At 63.7% G+C, this 16640-nt stretch carries 15 protein-coding genes; all 15 read left to right on the forward strand.

Annotation, left to right across the window (positions count from 1 at the left end; translation table 11 throughout):
- Window positions 1-95 precede the first annotated feature (95 nt).
- The 15 genes from gyrA to cysM all read left to right on the forward strand — a co-directional run bounded on the left by gyrA (window position 96) and on the right by cysM (window position 16632).
- The gene (gene gyrA, locus ACZ41T_RS14365; protein WP_464922048.1) at window positions 96-2654 is read left to right on the forward strand and encodes a DNA gyrase subunit A; all 2559 of its coding nucleotides are present in this window, start codon (window positions 96-98) and stop codon (window positions 2652-2654) included.
- A gap of 3 nt (window positions 2655-2657) precedes the next feature.
- Window positions 2658-3737, forward strand: coding sequence for a 3-phosphoserine/phosphohydroxythreonine transaminase (gene serC / locus ACZ41T_RS14370; protein ID WP_464922049.1), 1080 nt, complete (start codon window positions 2658-2660; stop codon window positions 3735-3737).
- Window positions 3730-4908 (forward strand): phosphoglycerate dehydrogenase, encoded by a 1179-nt coding sequence (locus tag ACZ41T_RS14375; protein ID WP_464922050.1) that lies wholly within the window; start codon window positions 3730-3732, stop codon window positions 4906-4908. The genes serC and ACZ41T_RS14375 overlap by 8 nt, the downstream gene beginning before the upstream one ends.
- A gap of 4 nt (window positions 4909-4912) precedes the next feature.
- Window positions 4913-5977, forward strand: coding sequence for a prephenate dehydratase (gene pheA / locus ACZ41T_RS14380; RefSeq protein ID WP_464922051.1), 1065 nt, complete (start codon window positions 4913-4915; stop codon window positions 5975-5977).
- A complete protein-coding gene (gene hisC, locus ACZ41T_RS14385; protein WP_464923989.1) occupies window positions 5977-7122 on the forward strand; it encodes a histidinol-phosphate transaminase in 1146 nt (381 codons plus the stop codon). The genes pheA and hisC overlap by 1 nt, the downstream gene beginning before the upstream one ends.
- A complete protein-coding gene (locus ACZ41T_RS14390; protein ID WP_464922052.1) occupies window positions 7119-7985 on the forward strand; it encodes a prephenate dehydrogenase in 867 nt (288 codons plus the stop codon). The genes hisC and ACZ41T_RS14390 overlap by 4 nt, the downstream gene beginning before the upstream one ends.
- Window positions 7985-9280: a 3-phosphoshikimate 1-carboxyvinyltransferase gene (gene aroA / locus ACZ41T_RS14395; RefSeq protein ID WP_464922053.1), complete on the forward strand. Its 1296-nt coding sequence runs from the start codon at window positions 7985-7987 to the stop codon at window positions 9278-9280. Before ACZ41T_RS14390 ends, aroA begins: the two co-directional genes overlap by 1 nt.
- On the forward strand, window positions 9277-9972 hold the full coding sequence (gene cmk, locus ACZ41T_RS14400; RefSeq protein WP_464922054.1) for a (d)CMP kinase: 696 nt from the start codon (window positions 9277-9279) through the stop codon (window positions 9970-9972). The genes aroA and cmk overlap by 4 nt, the downstream gene beginning before the upstream one ends.
- 81 nt (window positions 9973-10053) lie before the next feature.
- Complete coding sequence (rpsA, locus tag ACZ41T_RS14405; RefSeq protein WP_464922055.1) at window positions 10054-11799, forward strand: 30S ribosomal protein S1; 1746 nt, start codon at window positions 10054-10056, stop codon at window positions 11797-11799.
- A gap of 3 nt (window positions 11800-11802) precedes the next feature.
- Window positions 11803-12087 carry an integration host factor subunit beta gene (locus ACZ41T_RS14410; protein ID WP_464922056.1) on the forward strand — a complete coding sequence of 95 codons (285 nt, stop codon included), beginning with the start codon at window positions 11803-11805 and terminating at the stop codon, window positions 12085-12087.
- 114 nt (window positions 12088-12201) lie between these two features.
- A complete protein-coding gene (locus ACZ41T_RS14415; RefSeq protein WP_464922057.1) occupies window positions 12202-12492 on the forward strand; it encodes a lipopolysaccharide assembly protein LapA domain-containing protein in 291 nt (96 codons plus the stop codon).
- Window positions 12493-12498: 6 nt separating this feature from the next.
- A complete protein-coding gene (gene lapB / locus ACZ41T_RS14420) occupies window positions 12499-13665 on the forward strand; it encodes a lipopolysaccharide assembly protein LapB (protein ID WP_464922058.1) in 1167 nt (388 codons plus the stop codon).
- 42 nt (window positions 13666-13707) lie between these two features.
- Complete coding sequence (pyrF, locus tag ACZ41T_RS14425) at window positions 13708-14406, forward strand: orotidine-5'-phosphate decarboxylase (RefSeq protein ID WP_464922059.1); 699 nt, start codon at window positions 13708-13710, stop codon at window positions 14404-14406.
- A gap of 12 nt (window positions 14407-14418) precedes the next feature.
- Window positions 14419-15741, forward strand: a complete 1323-nt coding sequence (locus tag ACZ41T_RS14430; RefSeq protein ID WP_464922060.1) for a UDP-glucose dehydrogenase family protein — start codon at window positions 14419-14421, stop codon at window positions 15739-15741.
- Between the two features lie 3 nt (window positions 15742-15744).
- Window positions 15745-16632: a cysteine synthase CysM gene (gene cysM, locus ACZ41T_RS14435; protein WP_464922061.1), complete on the forward strand. Its 888-nt coding sequence runs from the start codon at window positions 15745-15747 to the stop codon at window positions 16630-16632.
- The last annotated feature ends 8 nt before the right edge of the window (window positions 16633-16640 follow it).

The raw sequence follows: 16640 nt of genomic DNA on the forward strand, positions 1-16640 counted from the left end.
TGCATTTTCACTGTTTGGCCGCGGTTTGGCAAAGGCTGGCGGAGCGGGCGGCCATGCTAAAATCACGGGCTTTAAGTCAACAATAAAAGCCGGCCATGGAACAGTTTGCCAAGGAAACCCTCCCGGTTAGTCTCGAAGACGAGATGCGGCGCTCATACCTCGATTACGCCATGAGCGTGATCGTGGGTCGCGCGCTGCCGGATGTGCGCGATGGTCTGAAGCCCGTGCATCGCCGCGTGCTGTTTGCGATGAACGAGTTGGGCAACGACTGGAACAAGGCTTACAAGAAGTCGGCCCGCGTGGTCGGCGACGTCATCGGTAAATACCACCCGCACGGCGACACCGCGGTGTACGACACCATGGTGCGGATGGCGCAGGATTTCTCGCTGCGCTACCCGCTGATCGACGGCCAGGGCAACTTCGGCTCGGTCGACGGCGACAATGCGGCGGCGATGCGTTACACCGAAGTGCGCATGTCGAAAATCGCGCATGAGCTGTTGGCCGACCTCGACAAGGAAACGGTCGATTTCGGCCCCAACTACGACGGCTCCGAGCATGAGCCGCTGGTGATGCCGACCAAGATCCCCAACCTCTTGATCAACGGTTCGTCGGGCATTGCGGTGGGCATGGCAACCAATATTCCGCCGCACAACCTCACCGATATCTGTAGCGCGCTGTTTGCGCTGCTGGACGACCCCGAGATCGACATCGAGTCGCTGATCGCCATCGTCAAGGCGCCGGACTTCCCGACCGCCGGCATTATCTACGGCCTGACGGGCGTGCGCGACGGCTATCGTACCGGGCGTGGCCGCGTGGTGATGCGCGCCACCTGCCATTTCGAGGATGTGGGCAGGGAGGGCGGCAAACAGGCGATCATCATCGACGAGCTGCCGTACCAGGTGAACAAGGCCAATCTGCTGATCAAGATCGGCGAACTGGTGCGCGACAAGCAGATCGACGGCATCGCCGATCTGCGCGATGAATCCGACAAGTCCGGCATGCGCGTCTATATCGAACTGAAGCGCGGCGAGAATGCCGACGTAATCCTGAACAATCTGTACAAGCAGACGCAGATGCAGGACACCTTCGGCATGAACATGGTGGCGCTGATCGAAGGCCAGCCGCGCCTGCTCAACCTGAGGCAGATGCTCGATGCCTTCCTGCGCCACCGGCGCGAAGTCGTCACCCGCCGCACCGTGTTCGACCTCCGGAAGGCGCGCGAGCGCGGCCATATCCTGGAAGGGCTGGCGGTGGCGCTGGCCAACGTCGACGAGATCGTCGAGCTGATCAAGAGTTCGGAAACTCCGGTGATCGCCAAGGAGCGCCTGCTCAGTCGCGCCTGGAAGTCGGCGATGGTCGAGGAAATGCTGGCGCGCATCGATCCCGAGTTTTCGCGGCCGGTGAACGTCGGGCCCGAGTTCGGTCTGCATGGCGACGGCTACCACCTGTCGGAAATCCAGGCGCAGCGCATCCTGGAAATGCAGCTGCAGCGGCTGACCAACCTGGAATCCGACAAGATCATCGGCGAGTACAAGGACATCATGGCGAAGATCGCCGACCTGCTCGATATCCTCGCCAACCCGGCGCGCATCACCCAGATCATCCGTGACGAACTGACCCAGATTCGGGATCAGTTCGGGGACGCGCGCCGCTCGGTGATCGTCGAAAACGCCCAGGACATGTCGATGGAGGACCTGATCAAGCCGGAAGAGATGGTGGTGACGCTGTCGCACAGCGGCTACATGAAGGCACAGCCGCTCGACGACTACCGCGCGCAGAAGCGTGGCGGGCGCGGCAAGCAGGCGGCAGGCACCAAGGATGAGGACTTCATCGAGAAGATGTTCGTCGCCAATACCCACGACTACATCCTCTGCTTCTCCAGTCGCGGACGCATGTACTGGCTCAAGGTCTACAACGTGCCGCAGGGCGGACGCGGCGCGCGCGGCAAGCCGATTGTCAACCTGCTGCCACTGGAAGACGACGAGAAGATCAGCGCGCTGCTGCCGGTCAAGACCTTCGATGACGACCACTATGTGTTCATGGCGACCAGCAACGGCATCGTCAAGAAAACGCCGCTGTCCGATTTCTCGCGCCCGCGCACGGCCGGCATCATCGCGGTGGGCCTGGACGACAAGGATTTCCTGATCGGCGCGTCGATCACCGACGGCCGCCACGACGTGATGCTGTTCTCCGATGGCGGCAAGGCGGTGCGCTTCGACGAGAACGACGTGCGCCCGATGGGACGCACCGCGCGCGGCGTCATCGGCATGAAGCTCGCCAAGGGCAAGACGGTGATTTCTCTGCTGGTGGCCGAAGACGAGAACGACTTCGTGCTGACCGCGACCGAGAACGGCTACGGCAAGCGCACGCCAATCGACGAATATACCCGCCATGCGCGCGCGACGCAGGGCATGATCGCAATCCAGACCAGCGAGCGTAATGGCAAGGTTGTGGCCGCCACGCTGGTGAAGCCGGATGACGAGATCATGCTGATCACCACCGGCGGCGTGCTGATCCGCACCCGCGTCAAGGAAATCCGTTCCATGAGCCGCGCGACGCAGGGCGTCACGTTGATCAACCTGGATAAGGGTGAAACACTGATCAGCCTGGAAAAAGTGGCTGAAACCGATAACGAAGAGGAATTAGGAGACTAAATCATGACGATCTATAACTTCAGCGCCGGCCCGGCCGTGCTACCCAAAGACGTTCTACTGCAGGTGCAGGCCGAGATGGTCGATTGGCACGGCAGCGGCATGTCGGTGATGGAAATGAGCCATCGCGGCAAGGAATTCATGGGTATCGCCGCCGAGTCGGAAGCCGACCTGCGCGAACTGATGGGCATTCCCGCCAATTACAAGGTGCTGTTCCTGCAGGGCGGCGCGTCGAGTCAGTTCGCCATGGTGCCGATGAACCTGCTGCGCGGCAAAGCCGGTGCCGACTACCTGAACACCGGCGAGTGGTCGAAGAAGGCCATCAAGGAAGCGAAGAAATACGGCGCGGTGAACGTGGTGGCGTCGAGCGAAGACAGGAAGTTCAGCTACGCGCCGACGCAGGATGCGTGGAAGCTCGACCCCAACGCCGCCTACGTCCACTACACGCCCAACGAAACCATCGGCGGGGTGGAAATCTTCTGGACTCCCGACACCGGTAGCGTGCCGCTGGTGGCCGATATGTCGTCGACCATCCTGTCGCGCCCGATCGACGTGTCGAAATTCGGCGTGATCTATGCCGGCGCACAGAAGAATATCGGCCCGGCCGGCCTCACCATCGTCATCGTACGCGACGACCTGATCGGCGAGACCGTGAAAGGCACACCGACCATGTTCGACTACAAGATCCACGCCGACAACGACTCGATGTACAACACGCCGGCCACCTTCTCCATGTACACCGCGGGGTTGGTGTTCAAGTGGCTGAAGGCGCGCGGCGGCCTCGCCGCGATGGAAAAAACCAACCGTGAAAAAGCTGGTCTACTGTACGACACGCTCGATGCGACCAATTTCTACAATTCGCCGGTGGCGATGGACAACCGCTCGCTGATGAATATCCCCTTCACCCTGAAGGACGCTGCGCTCGACGAGGCCTTCCTCAAGGGCGCACAGGCGCGCGGACTGATCCAGTTGAAGGGCCACCGCTCGGTCGGCGGCATGCGCGCCTCGATCTACAATGCGATGCCGGTCGAGGGCGTGCGCGCGCTGGTCGGGTACATGAACGAATTCGAGAAGAGCCATGGCTGAGCTGCGCAAGATTCTCACCCTCAACGCGATTTCCGCGCGCGGACTGGCGCGGCTACCCGAGCATTACATCGTCGGCGGCGACATCGCCGATCCGGACGGCATCCTGGTGCGTTCGGCCAACATGCACGAGATGGACATTCCGGCGTCGGTGCGCGCGATTGCCCGCGCCGGCGCCGGCACCAACAACATCCCGGTCAAGAAAATGTCGGAGCGCGGGGTGCCGGTGTTCAACGCGCCGGGTGCCAACGCCAATGCGGTGAAGGAACTGGTGATCGCCGGCATGCTGATCGGCGCGCGCAACCTGGTGCCGGCGTTGAAGCTCGTCGAGGGCCTGGCCGGCACCGACGAGGACATGCACAAGGCGACCGAGGCCGGCAAGAAGCAGTTTGCCGGGACTGAACTGCCGGGCCGCACGATTGGTGTGATCGGGCTGGGCGCGATCGGCTCCTATATCGCCGAAGCGGCGATCAAGCTCGGCATGAACGTGATTGGATTCGATCCGTCGATTACCGTTGACGCTGCCTGGCGGCTGCCGTCGCAGGTCAAGCGCGCCGAGAATGTCGAGGATGTGCTGCGCATGGCCGACTTCGTCACCCTTCACGTGCCGCTCGTCGATGCCACCCGCAATCTGATCAATTCCCAGCGTATCGGCGTGATGCGTCCCGGCGCGGTGCTACTGAATTTCGCACGCGAGGGCGTGGTCGACAACGCCGCGGTGATCGAGGCGCTCGATGCCGGCAAGCTGCACGCCTACCTCTGCGACTTTCCGGCGAACATACTCAAGGGCCACGCCAAGGTGGTGGCGCTGCCGCATCTGGGTGCGTCCACCGAGGAAGCCGAGGAGAACTGCGCGGTGATGGTGGCCGAGGAGCTCGCCGACTATCTGGAAAACGGCAACATTCTCAATTCGGTCAACTTCCCCAACGTCAGCATGCCGCGCGAATCCGCGTACCGCGTCGCGGTTGCCAATGCCAACGTACCCAACATGGTGGGGCAGATTTCGTCGGTGCTGGCCGCCGCCGGACTCAACATCCACAACATGATCAACAAGTCCAAGGGCGACATGGCGTATACGATGGTAGACGTCGACAACGCGGTGACCGACGCCGTCATGCAGCAGCTCTCCGCCATCGCCGGCGTGCTCGCGGTGCGCTATCTGCCTGCCGCCTGACGCGATGGACGAGGGACTGAAGGCGCTACGCGCGCGCATCGACAGCATCGACGACGCCGTCCTGCAACTGGTGTCGGAGCGCGCGGGCATCGCCCAGCAGGTCGGGCGTGCCAAGAACGGCGAAAAGATCTACCGCCCCGAGCGCGAGGCGCAGATCGTGCGGCGCCTGCGCGAGGCCAACCCCGGGCCGCTGTCCGGCGACACCGTCGAGCGGCTGATCCGCGAAATCATGTCGGCATGTCGCGCAGTGGAAGTCACCACCCGTGTGGCCTACCTCGGCCCTGCCGGTAGCTTCACCCAGCAGGCGGTGATGAAGCATTTCGGCCATGAGGTCGAGGCGCTGGCCGAGACCGATATCGATGCGTGCTTTCAGGCGGTGGAAACCGGGCGCGCCGATTTTTCCCTGGTGCCGGTGGAAAACTCGACCGAGGGTGCGATCGGCCGCACCCTCGATCTCATAGTCGAAAGCCCGCTGAAGATCTGCGGCGAGGTGATGCTGCCGATCCACCAGACCCTGATGCGCAAGCATGGCGGCTTGGGCGGCATTCAACGGGTATATGGCCACGCGCAATCGCTCGCCCAGTGCCAGCAATGGCTCAACCGCCATCTCCCCAACGTCGAACGGGTCAGCGTGGTCAGCAACAGCGAAGGGGCGCGCCGCGCGGCCGTCGAGCCCGATGCCGCCACGCTGGGCTCGGAAACCGCCGCCGAACTGTATGGCCTGACCGTGGTGGAAAAACGCGTCGAGGACGAGGCCAGCAACACCACGCGTTTTCTGGTGCTGGGGCAGACCGATGCCGCGCCGTCCGGGCGCGACAAGACCTCGCTGGTGATGGGCGCGCACAACCAGCCGGGCGCGGTGGTCAAGCTGCTGCAGCCGCTCGCCGATGCAGGCATTTCCATGAGCAAGCTCGAATCGCGCCCGGCCCGGTCAAGCAACTGGGAATACCTGTTCTTCGTCGTCTGCGAAGGCCACCGCGAAGACGTCAAACTGGCTGGCGCGCTGGCCGAAATCAAGGCGCGCGCCGCCTTCCTGAAGATTCTCGGTTCCTACCCCGCGGCCTCGTGATTAATTGCTGTGACCTCGTGCCGCCGCATGTGCGCGCGATTGCCCCCTACCCGCCCGGCAAGCCCATTTCCGAACTCGCGCGCGAACTCGGGCTGAGCGAAGCCGACATCGTCAAGCTGGCATCCAATGAAAACCCCCTCGGCCCCAGCCCGCGGGCGCTGGCGGCGGCGCAGGACGCCCTCGCCGACATGGCGCTTTATCCCGACGGCGCCGGGTTTGCGCTAAAGGCGAAGCTGTCGGAAAAACTGGGCGTCGCGGCAAACCGGATCGTGCTCGGCAACGGTTCCAACGACGTGCTGGACATGGCGGCGCGCGCTTTCCTGGCGCCCGGCGCCTCTTCCGTTTACGCGCAACACGCTTTCGCGGTGTACCCGCTTGCCACGCAGACCGCGGGCGCGCAGGGCATCGCGGTGGCGGCGAAGGATTACGGTCACGATCTGGCCGCGATGCGGGCGGCGATCCGCGACGACACCCGCGTGCTGTGGATCGCCAATCCCAACAACCCGACCGGCACCTTCCTGCCGTGGACGGAACTCGAGGCTTTCCTCGAAACCGTGCCGCCCCGGGTTCTGGTGGTGCTGGACGAGGCCTACGGCGAATACCTGCCGCCGGCCGGGCGCTGCGACACCGCGGCCTGGCTGGCGCGCTTCTCCAACCTGCTGATCGTCCGCACCTTTTCCAAGGCCTATGGCCTGGCCGGATTGCGCGTCGGCTACGGACTCGGCAGCGCCGACGTCATCGACCTGCTCAACCGGGTGCGCCATCCCTTCAATGTCAATGTGCCCGCGCTCGCCGCGGCTGAAGCCGCGCTCGACGACGCCGAGTTCCTCGCGCGCAGCTATGCGCTGAACAGCGCCGGCATGGCGCAGCTGGTTGCCGGGCTGGCCGGTCTGGGCGTCGAAACCGTGCCGTCGAAAGGCAATTTCCTGCTGGCGAAAGTCGGCGATGCCGCACGCATCAATACCGAATTGCTGAAGCGCGGCGTCATCGTACGCCCAGTGGCCAATTACGGCCTGCCCGAATTCCTGCGTGTGTCGGTTGGACTGGCCGGACAGAACGCCCGTTTCCTCGACGCATTGAGCGTGGTTCTTGCCGCTTTAGCAGCTTTAGAACCGCGGCCTGACCCTTGTAAGGACTGCCTGTGATCGTCGACACGCTCGCCATCGTCGGCACCGGTCTGATCGGCGGTTCCTTCTCACTGGCATTGAAACAGGCCGGTGCGGTGCATACGGTGCTGGGGGTCGGCCGCAGTCCGGCGCGGCTCACCGTCGCACGCGAGCTTGGCCTGATCGACCGCGCGGTCGATTGGGCCGGGGTCGGCCAGGCCGACTGCATCCTGCTGGCGCTGCCGGTGGGCGAGACCGAAGCCGTACTGAAAAATCTCGCGCCGCATCTGAAGGCCGGCGCCATCGTCACCGACGCCGGCAGCACCAAGGCCAACGTGGTCGCGGCGGCCCGTGCGGCGCTCGGCGCGCGGGCCGCCGATTTCGTGCCCGGCCATCCGATTGCCGGCTCCGAGCAGAGCGGCCCCGGCGCCGCGCGCGCCGATCTGTACCAGGGCAAGAAAGTAGTGCTGACGCCGCAGGCCGACACCCGTGCCGACGCGCTCGCCACCGTGCGGGCGCTGTGGGAGGCGGCCGGGGCGCAGGTCGAAATGCTGGATGCCGTGCAGCACGACCGCGTGTTTGCCGCGGTGAGCCACTTGCCGCACCTGGCCGCGTACACGCTGGTGGACGAACTGGCGCAGCGCGCCGACGGCGGCACCTTCTTCCGCTATGCCGCCAGCGGCTTTCGCGATTTCACCCGCATCGCCGGCTCCGCGCCCGAGATGTGGCGCGACATCGCGCTGGCGAACCGCGAGGCGGTGCTGGCTGAATTGGACGCCTATGTCGCCGCGTTGCAATCGCTGCGTCAGGCCGTGGCCGGGGAAGACGCCGACGCCTTGCTGAAACTGTTCTCACGCGCCCGCAACGCGCGTGAGAACTGGATGAAAAAACAGGATTCTTGATGGACTTTCTCGATTTGCCCGCATCCAGCGCGGCACGTGGCACGGTACGCCTGCCTGGCTCCAAAAGCATTTCCAACCGCGTGCTGCTGCTGGCGGCGCTGGCACAGGGCACAACGATCGTGCGGGCGTTGCTCGACTCCGACGACACACGGGTGATGCTTGATGCCCTGCGTGTACTGGGCGTGGGGGTCGCGCGGGTGAGCGATTCCGACGATTACGAGATTACCGGCACAGGCGGAGTGTTCCCGGTCAAGCAGGCCGAGCTGTTCCTGGGTAATGCCGGGACGGCATTCCGTTCGCTGACCGCCGCGTGCGCGCTGTCCGGCGGCGAGTATGTGCTGAAAGGCGTGGCACGGATGCACGAGCGGCCGATCGGTGATCTGGTCGACGCGCTGCGTCAGCTGGGCGCACGTATCGACTATCTCGGCCAGGAAGGCTTTCCACCGTTGCACATCCATCCCGCCGACCTGGCCGGCGACACGACCGAGGTGCGCGGCAATGTGTCGAGCCAGTTTCTCACCGGTCTCTTGATGGCATTGCCGCTGCGCCAGCGCAACACCACGATCGAAGTGGTGGGCGAGTTGATTTCCAGGCCCTACATCGGTATCACGCTGGCGATGCTGCGCCGCTTCGGCGTCGGGATCGCACGCGACGGCTGGCAGCGCTTCGGCGTGCCAGCGGCATCGCGTTACCAGAGCCCCGGCGAAATATGGGTTGAAGGCGATGCCTCGTCGGCGTCGTATTTCCTGGCCGCCGGCGCCATCGGCGGCGGCCCGGTGCGGGTAGAGGGCGTGGGCCGCGACAGCGTGCAGGGCGACGTGCACTTTGCCGATGCGCTGGCAAAAATGGGTGCGCAGATCGAGATGGGGCCGAACTGGATCGAAGCGCGTTCGCCGGCAAACGGCCGACTGAACGCGATCGATCTCGACTGCAATCACATTCCGGATGCCGCGATGACGCTGGCGGTGGTGGCGCTGTTCGCCGATGGCGTCACCACACTACGGAACATCGCCAGCTGGCGGGTCAAGGAAACCGACCGCATCGCTGCGATGGCGATCGAGCTGCGCAAGGTCGGCGCGACGGTGGAAGAGGGTGCGGACTTCATCCGCATCACCCCGCCTCACGCCTCACGCCTCACCCCTCACGCGGTAATCGATACCTACGACGACCACCGCATGGCGATGTGCCTGTCGCTGGTAACACTCGGCGGCGTGCCGCTGCGCATCAACGACCCGGCGTGCGTGAACAAGACCTTCCCGACGTATTTCAAGACGTTTGCGGGGATTGCCCAATGACGCGTTCCTCACCCCTCACCCCTCACCCCTCACCCGTAATCACCATCGATGGCCCCTCGGCCTCGGGCAAGGGCACCGTGGCCGAGCGCGTGGCAGCGGCGCTGGGGTTTCACTTTCTCGACAGCGGCGCGCTCTACCGGCTGACCGCGCTGTCGGCAATGAAGCATGGCGTGGCGCTCGATGATGAGGCGGGCGTGGCGGCGCTGGCGGCAAAACTGCCGGCGACATTTCGTGACGGCGCAGTGTGGCTGGGCGAGGAAAACGTCACCGACGCCATCCGCGCCGAAACGGTGGGCGAGGGCGCATCGAAAGTCGCCGCGCTGCCGGCGGTGCGCGCGGCGCTGCTCGACCGCCAGCGCGCCTATCGACAGGCCCCCGGGCTGGTGGCCGACGGCCGCGACATGGGCACCGTGGTGTTTGTAGACGCGGTGGCCAAGGTCTTCCTCACCGCCTCTGCCTCCGCGCGGGCGGAGCGGCGGTACAAGCAGTTGATCGGGAAGGGAAACCCTGCTAATCTCTCGGCCCTTGTCGCTGATATGCAGGCGCGCGATGCGCGCGACGCGGCCCGTGCCGTGGCGCCGCTCAAGCCCGCCGCCGATGCGTTGTTGCTTGATACCACCCACATGGATATCGAGTCGGCGGTGCAGGCGGTACTGATGCACTACACTTCGTGTATGGGCCGCAGCAAGTAAGGTAATTAACGTGTCAGTCCTGCGCCCGCAGGCTGGCGATGTGCAACTAACCCCGTCCTCACCGGCGGACTGAAGGTTTTAATGTCTACTGCTACCGCTACTTCCACCCCCGCTTTGATGGAAAGCCCCCCCCCTTCGATGGAAAGTTTTGCCGACCTGTTCGAGGAATCCCTGGTTCATCAGGAAATGCGTCAGGGTGAAGTCATCACCGCTGAAATTATCGACATCGACAGCAATTTCGTGACCGTGAATGCCGGTCTCAAATCAGAGAGCCTGATTCCGCTTGAAGAATTCAAGAATGATCTGGGCGAAATCGAAGCCAAGATCGGTGATTTTGTCGCGGTCGCCATCGAGTCGATCGAAGACGGCTTCGGCGCCACCAAGCTGTCGCGCGAGCGTGCCAAGAAACTGGCCGCATGGCTGGATCTGGAAGCCGCGATGAACGAAGGCCGGATCGTCACCGGCATGGTGCAGGGCAAGGTCAAGGGCGGTTTGACGGTGCTGGTGGGCGGCCTGCGCGCCTTCCTGCCGGGTTCGCTGGTGGACATGCGTCCGGTCAAGGACACCACGCCCTACGAATACAAGGAAATGGAATTCAAGGTCATCAAGCTCGACCGCAAGCGCAACAACGTGGTGGTATCGCGCCGCGCCGTGCTGGAAGAGACCATGGGTGCCGACCGCGAAGCGATGATGGAGAACCTGAAGGAAGGCTCCATCGTCAAGGGCGTGGTCAAGAACATCACCGACTATGGCGCGTTCGTGGATCTGGGCGGCATCGACGGCCTGCTGCACATCACCGACATGGCTTGGCGTCGCGTCAAGCATCCGTCCGAAGTGGTGCATGTCGGCCAGGAACTGGAAGCCAAGATCCTGCGCTACGACACCGAGAAAAACCGCGTTTCGCTCGGCATCAAGCAGCTGGGTGACGATCCGTGGGTCGGCATCGCACGCCGCTATCCGCAGGGTACCCGCATGTTCGGTAAGGTTGCGAACCTCACCGACTACGGCGCGTTCGTCGAAATCGAGGAAGGCATCGAAGGCCTGGTGCACGTCTCCGAAATGGACTGGACCAACAAGAACGTCAGCCCCTCGAAGATGGTGCAGCTGGGCGACGAGGTCGAAGTCATGGTGCTTGACATCGACGAGGACAAGCGCCGCATCTCGCTGGGCATGAAGCAGTGCAAGTCCAACCCGTGGGAAGACTTCGCGATCAGCCACAAGAAGGGCGACAAGGTCGGCGGCGCGATCAAGTCGATCACCGACTTCGGCGTGTTCATCGGCCTGCCGGGCGGCATCGACGGCCTGGTTCACCTGTCCGACCTGTCATGGAGCGTTCCCGGCGAAGAGGCCGTGCGCAATTTCCGCAAGGGCCAGGACGTCGAGGCCGTGGTGCTGGGCATCGATCTCGAGCGCGAGCGTATTTCGCTCGGCATCAAGCAGCTCGAAGGCGACCCGCTGACCAGCTACGCGACGGGTCACGAGAAGGGCAGCATCGTCAAGGGCACCATCAAGACCGTTGAGCCCAAGGGTGCCACCGTGCAGCTGGACAGCGACATGGAAGGTTACCTGCGCGCATCCGAAGTTTCGCGCGACCGCGTCGAAGACATGCGCAGCCACTACAAGGAAGGCGACGAAATCGAAGCCATGATTATCAACGTCGATCGCAAGAACCGCGTGATCAACCTGTCGATCAAGGCCAAGGACATGACCGAGCAGGATTCGGCGATGAAAAAACTCGCCGCCGACTCCGCTGCGGCCGCCACCGGTTCGACCAACCTCGGCGCGCTGTTGAAAGCCAAGCTCGAAAACAAGAGTGCCGAGCAGTAATCCATGACCAAGTCCGAGCTGATTGCTCAACTCGCGGCGCGGCATTCGCAGTTTTCGGTTGCGGATATCGAGATGGCGGTGAAAACAATCCTCGACGCACTGGTGAAAAACCTGGCGCGCGGCGAACGGATCGAAATCCGCGGTTTTGGCAGCTTCAGCCTGAGCTTTCGTCCCGCCCGTCTTGGGCGCAACCCCAAGACGGGCGAGCGTGTGCAGGTGCCGGCCAAGTATGTGCCGCACTTCAAGGCAGGCAAGGAGTTGCGCGACCGGGTGGATTTCCCGCTCTGAGTTCGCGTGCAAGGCAGGTGAAAACGGCGCGTTGAGCGCCGTTTTCTTTTTCATCGCCACTTTTTGAAGTTGGCCTGCAAAGGTAGAATGGACGCCACTCTGACGCGATCGACCATGAAAAATCTCACACGTTATCTGGGGCTGGCGGCGAAACTGCTGGTGTTCCTGCTGGTGCTGGGCTTCGCCCTGAAAAACAGCCATAGCGTCACGTTCAATTCCTACCTGGACTATGTGTGGCAGGCGCCGTTGATCGTCATGCTGGGGCTGGCGTTCATGCTGGGCGTGCTGATGGGCGTGCTAGCCTTGCTGCCGACCGTATTTCGCCTGCGGCGCGAGCTTTCCCTCAGGCCGCAGGCGGCCGGGGGAGACACGACAATGATGCAGACCGACATGCCTGTCGTCTGACGCGCCATGGAATTCGAGTTCTGGTGGCTGCTGGCGTTCCCCCTGTTTTTCGTGCTCGGCTGGCTGGCGGCGCGGATCGACATTCGCCAGGTGGTGACCGAATCGCGCGCACTGCCCAATTCGTATTTCCGCGGGCTGAATTTCCTGCTCAACGAGCAACCGGACAAGGCCATCGAAGCCTTTCTCGAAGTCGTCAAACTCGAACCCCAGACCATCGATCTGCACTTTGCGCTGGGCGGCCTGTTTCGCCGCCGCGGCGAACTCGACCGCGCCATACGCATGCACGAAAACCTGCTTGAGCAAGAGGGCCTGGCCGAAGACCAGCGTCTGCGCGCGATGAGCGAACTGGGGCAGGATTATCTGAAGGCCGGGCTGCTCGACCGCGCCGAGCAGGTGTTCGGCAAGCTTCTGGAAACCTCGCAGCATGGGCTGGCGCGCACCTACCTGCTGGAAATCTACGTACAGGAAAAGGATTGGCAGAAGGCCATCGACGCGGCACGTCTGCTGGAGAAGGACACCAGCAAGCCGCTCAATGCCGATATTGCCCACTTCTATTGCGAACAGGCGCTGCAGGAATCGGCGAAAGGCAATCCCGACGCGGCCGCCGCACACCTGCAGCGGGCACTCTCGGCCAACCGCCAGTCGGTGCGCGCCAATCTCATGGCCGGCGATCTTGACGCGGCGGCAGGACGCCACGAAGCCGCGATTGCCGACTGGCGCCTGGTCGAAACTCAGAGCGCGGCACACATGGCGCTGGTGGTGGACCGTGTGCTCGGCAGCTATCGCCAGTTGGGGCGGCTGGTGGAAGGCGTGCAATGGCTGCGTGCGCTGTATGCCCGGCAACCGTCGCAGGACGTATTCAGCGCGTTGTATCTGGCCGTATCCGAAGCCGAAGGCGCGACAGCTGCCAGCCAGCTGGCGCGCGAGGAACTGCGCCGCAATCCCAGCCTGCGCACGCTGGACCGCCTGCTGGAAGCCGAGCTCATCAATGCCGAGCCGGAACAGCGCGAGTTGCTGCAGGTGGAAAAAAATCTGGTGGCGTCGCACAGCCAGCGCATGATGCGCTACCAGTGCGGTAGCTGCGGGTTCAAGGCCAAGCAGTTCTTCTGGCGTTGCCCGGCGTGCGGACGATGGGACAGCTTTGACCCCGAACGGCGCGAGGGGGAAAGCTGAGATGCGGGATTCAAGATACACGTTTCAAGAGCAAGTGGCAGCGTGAATTCGACCAAGATCATTGTGGCGCTGGATTATGCCGATGCGGCCTCCGCGCTGGCGCTGGTGGAGCGGCTCGACCCTGCACTGTGCCGGCTCAAGGTGGGCAAGGAGCTGTTCACCGTGGCTGGGCCGGAGCTGGTACAGACGCTGGTGGCGCGCGGCTTCGAGATTTTCCTGGATCTGAAGTTCCACGACATTCCGAATACCGTGGCGGCGGCATGCCGCGTGGCCGCGAGCCTGGGCGTGTGGATGATGAACGTCCATGCCTCGGGCGGACGCCGCATGATGGAGGCGGCACGCGAAGCGCTCGCGGATTTGCCGCATCCGCCGCTCTTGATCGCGGTGACCGTGCTGACCAGTATGAGTGCCGAAGATCTGGGCGAGGTCGGCGTGGCCGGTTCGCCTGCCGAACAGGTACTGCGGCTGGCACGCCTGACACAGGCCTGCAGGCTCGATGGTGTAGTCTGCTCGGCGCAAGAGGCCACCCTGCTGCGTGCCGACCTGGGAACCGACTTCCGGCTGGTCACGCCGGGAATACGCCCGGTGGGGGCCGAGGCGGGCGACCAGCGCCGCGTGATGACGCCGGCCGAGGCCTTGCGCGCCGGCGCGACCTACCTGGTGATCGGGCGCCCGGTCACAGCCGCGGCCGATCCGCTGGCTGCGCTCAAACAGATTCAATCCGGCATACGGAATATATAGGAAGAAGACGCTGTGAAAATTACCGTAATCGGCACAGGCTATGTGGGCCTGGTGACCGGAACCTGCCTGGCGGAAGTCGGCAACGAGGTGTTGTGCCTCGACGTCGATCCGACAAAAATCGAAATGTTGAAAGCCGGCGGCATCCCGATCTACGAATCGGGGCTGGAAGACATGGTGAAGCGCAACGTCGCTGCAGGCCGGCTACATTTCACCACCGACATCGAGGCATCGGTGGCATTCGGCCAGATCCAGTTCATCGCCGTCGGTACGCCGCCGGACGAGGATGGCTCGGCGGACCTGCAGTACGTGGTGGCGGCGGCACGCAACATCGGCCGCCACATGACCGATTACAAGCTGGTGGTCGACAAATCGACCGTACCGGTCGGTACCGCCGATAAGGTGAAGGCGGCGCTCACGGAAGAACTCGCACAACGCGGCGTAGCGATCGAATTCAATGTCGCCTCCAACCCCGAATTCCTGAAAGAAGGTGCGGCGGTGGACGATTTCATGAAGCCCGACCGCATTGTCATCGGCACCGACAGCGAGCATGCCACGGCCCTGCTGCGCCAGTTGTACGCGCCGTTCCAGCGCAACCATGACCGCCTCACGGTGATGGATGTGAAGAGCGCCGAACTGACCAAATACGCCGCCAATGCCATGCTGGCGACACGCATTTCCTTCATGAACGAGCTCGCCGTGCTGGCCGAAAAACTCGGCGCCGACATCGAGCAGGTGCGCCACGGCATCGGCTCCGACCCGCGCATCGGCTACGATTTTCTGTATGCCGGCTGTGGCTACGGCGGTTCGTGCTTCCCCAAGGACGTGCAGGCGCTGCGCCGCACCGCGCAGGAAAACGGTATTCCGCTGCGCGTGCTCGATGCGGTGGAAGAGGCCAACGACGCGCAGAAGCAGATTCTGGTCGACAAACTGACCGCAAAGCTGGGCACCGACCTCAAGGGCAAGCGCTTCGCCATGTGGGGCCTCGCGTTCAAGCCCAACACCGACGACATGCGCGAGGCGCCCAGCCGCAGCATGCTGGAAGCGCTGTGGGCGATGGGTGCCGCCGTGTCGGCCTACGACCCGGCGGCGATGGAGGAAGCCCGCCGCATCTACGGCGAGCGTGCCGATCTCTTGCTGGTCGACAGCCCGATGGACGCGCTGAAGGGCGCCGACGCGCTGTTGATCGTCACCGAATGGAAAGTGTTCCGCAGCCCCAATTTCGGCACCATGAAGGCGTTGTTGAAAACGCCGCTGGTGTTCGACGGCCGCAACCTGTACGAGCCGCAGGCGATGCGCGGGATGGGCTTCGATTACCTGCCGATCGGACGCCAGTAGAGCATGTACAAAACCATCGAAGACTGTGTCGGCAACACCCCGCTGGTGCGCCTCAAGCGTATGCCCGGTGCGACCTCGAACACCGTGCTGGTCAAGCTCGAAGGCAACAACCCGGCGGGCTCTGTGAAGGACCGCCCGGCACTGGCCATGATCGAGCAGGCCGAGGCGCGCGGCGAGATCAAGCCCGGCGACACGCTGATCGAGGCCACCAGCGGCAATACCGGCATCGCGCTCGCCATGGCGGCGGCGATGCGCGGCTACAGGATGATCCTCATCCTGCCGGAAAACGCTTCGATCGAGCGGCGCCAGACCATGCGCGCCTTCGGCGCCGAACTGCAACTGGTGGGCCGGGAAGCGGGCATGGAAGGCGCGCGCGATCTGGCGATTGCGATGGAGAAGCAGGGCGCCGGCAAGGTCCTCGACCAGTTCGCCAATTTCGACAATCCGGAGGCGCACTACCGCACCACCGGCCCGGAAATCTGGCGCGACACCGAGGGCAAGATCACCCATTTCGTTTCCAGCATGGGTACCACCGGCACCATCATGGGCTGCTCGCGCTATCTCAAGGAACAGAACCCCGCTATCCGGATCGTCGGCGTGCAGCCGACCGAGGGTGCGCAGATCCCCGGCATCCGCAAATGGCCGGAAGAATACGTACCGAAAATCTGTGACCCCAGCCGCGTCGACCGCATGGTCTACGTCTCCCAGCAGGACGCCGAGGAAACCACCCGTCGGCTGGCGCGCGAGGAAGGCATCTTCGCCGGCATCTCGTCGGGCGGCGCGCTGTGGGCGGCATTGCAGGTGTCGAAGGAAGTCGAGAATGCGGTCATCGTCTCCATCGTGTGCGACCGCGGCGACCGCTATCTGTCTACCGGTGTGTTCCCCGCGTAGTCCGGCGA

This window comes from Thiobacillus thiophilus, from assembly GCF_055378705.1.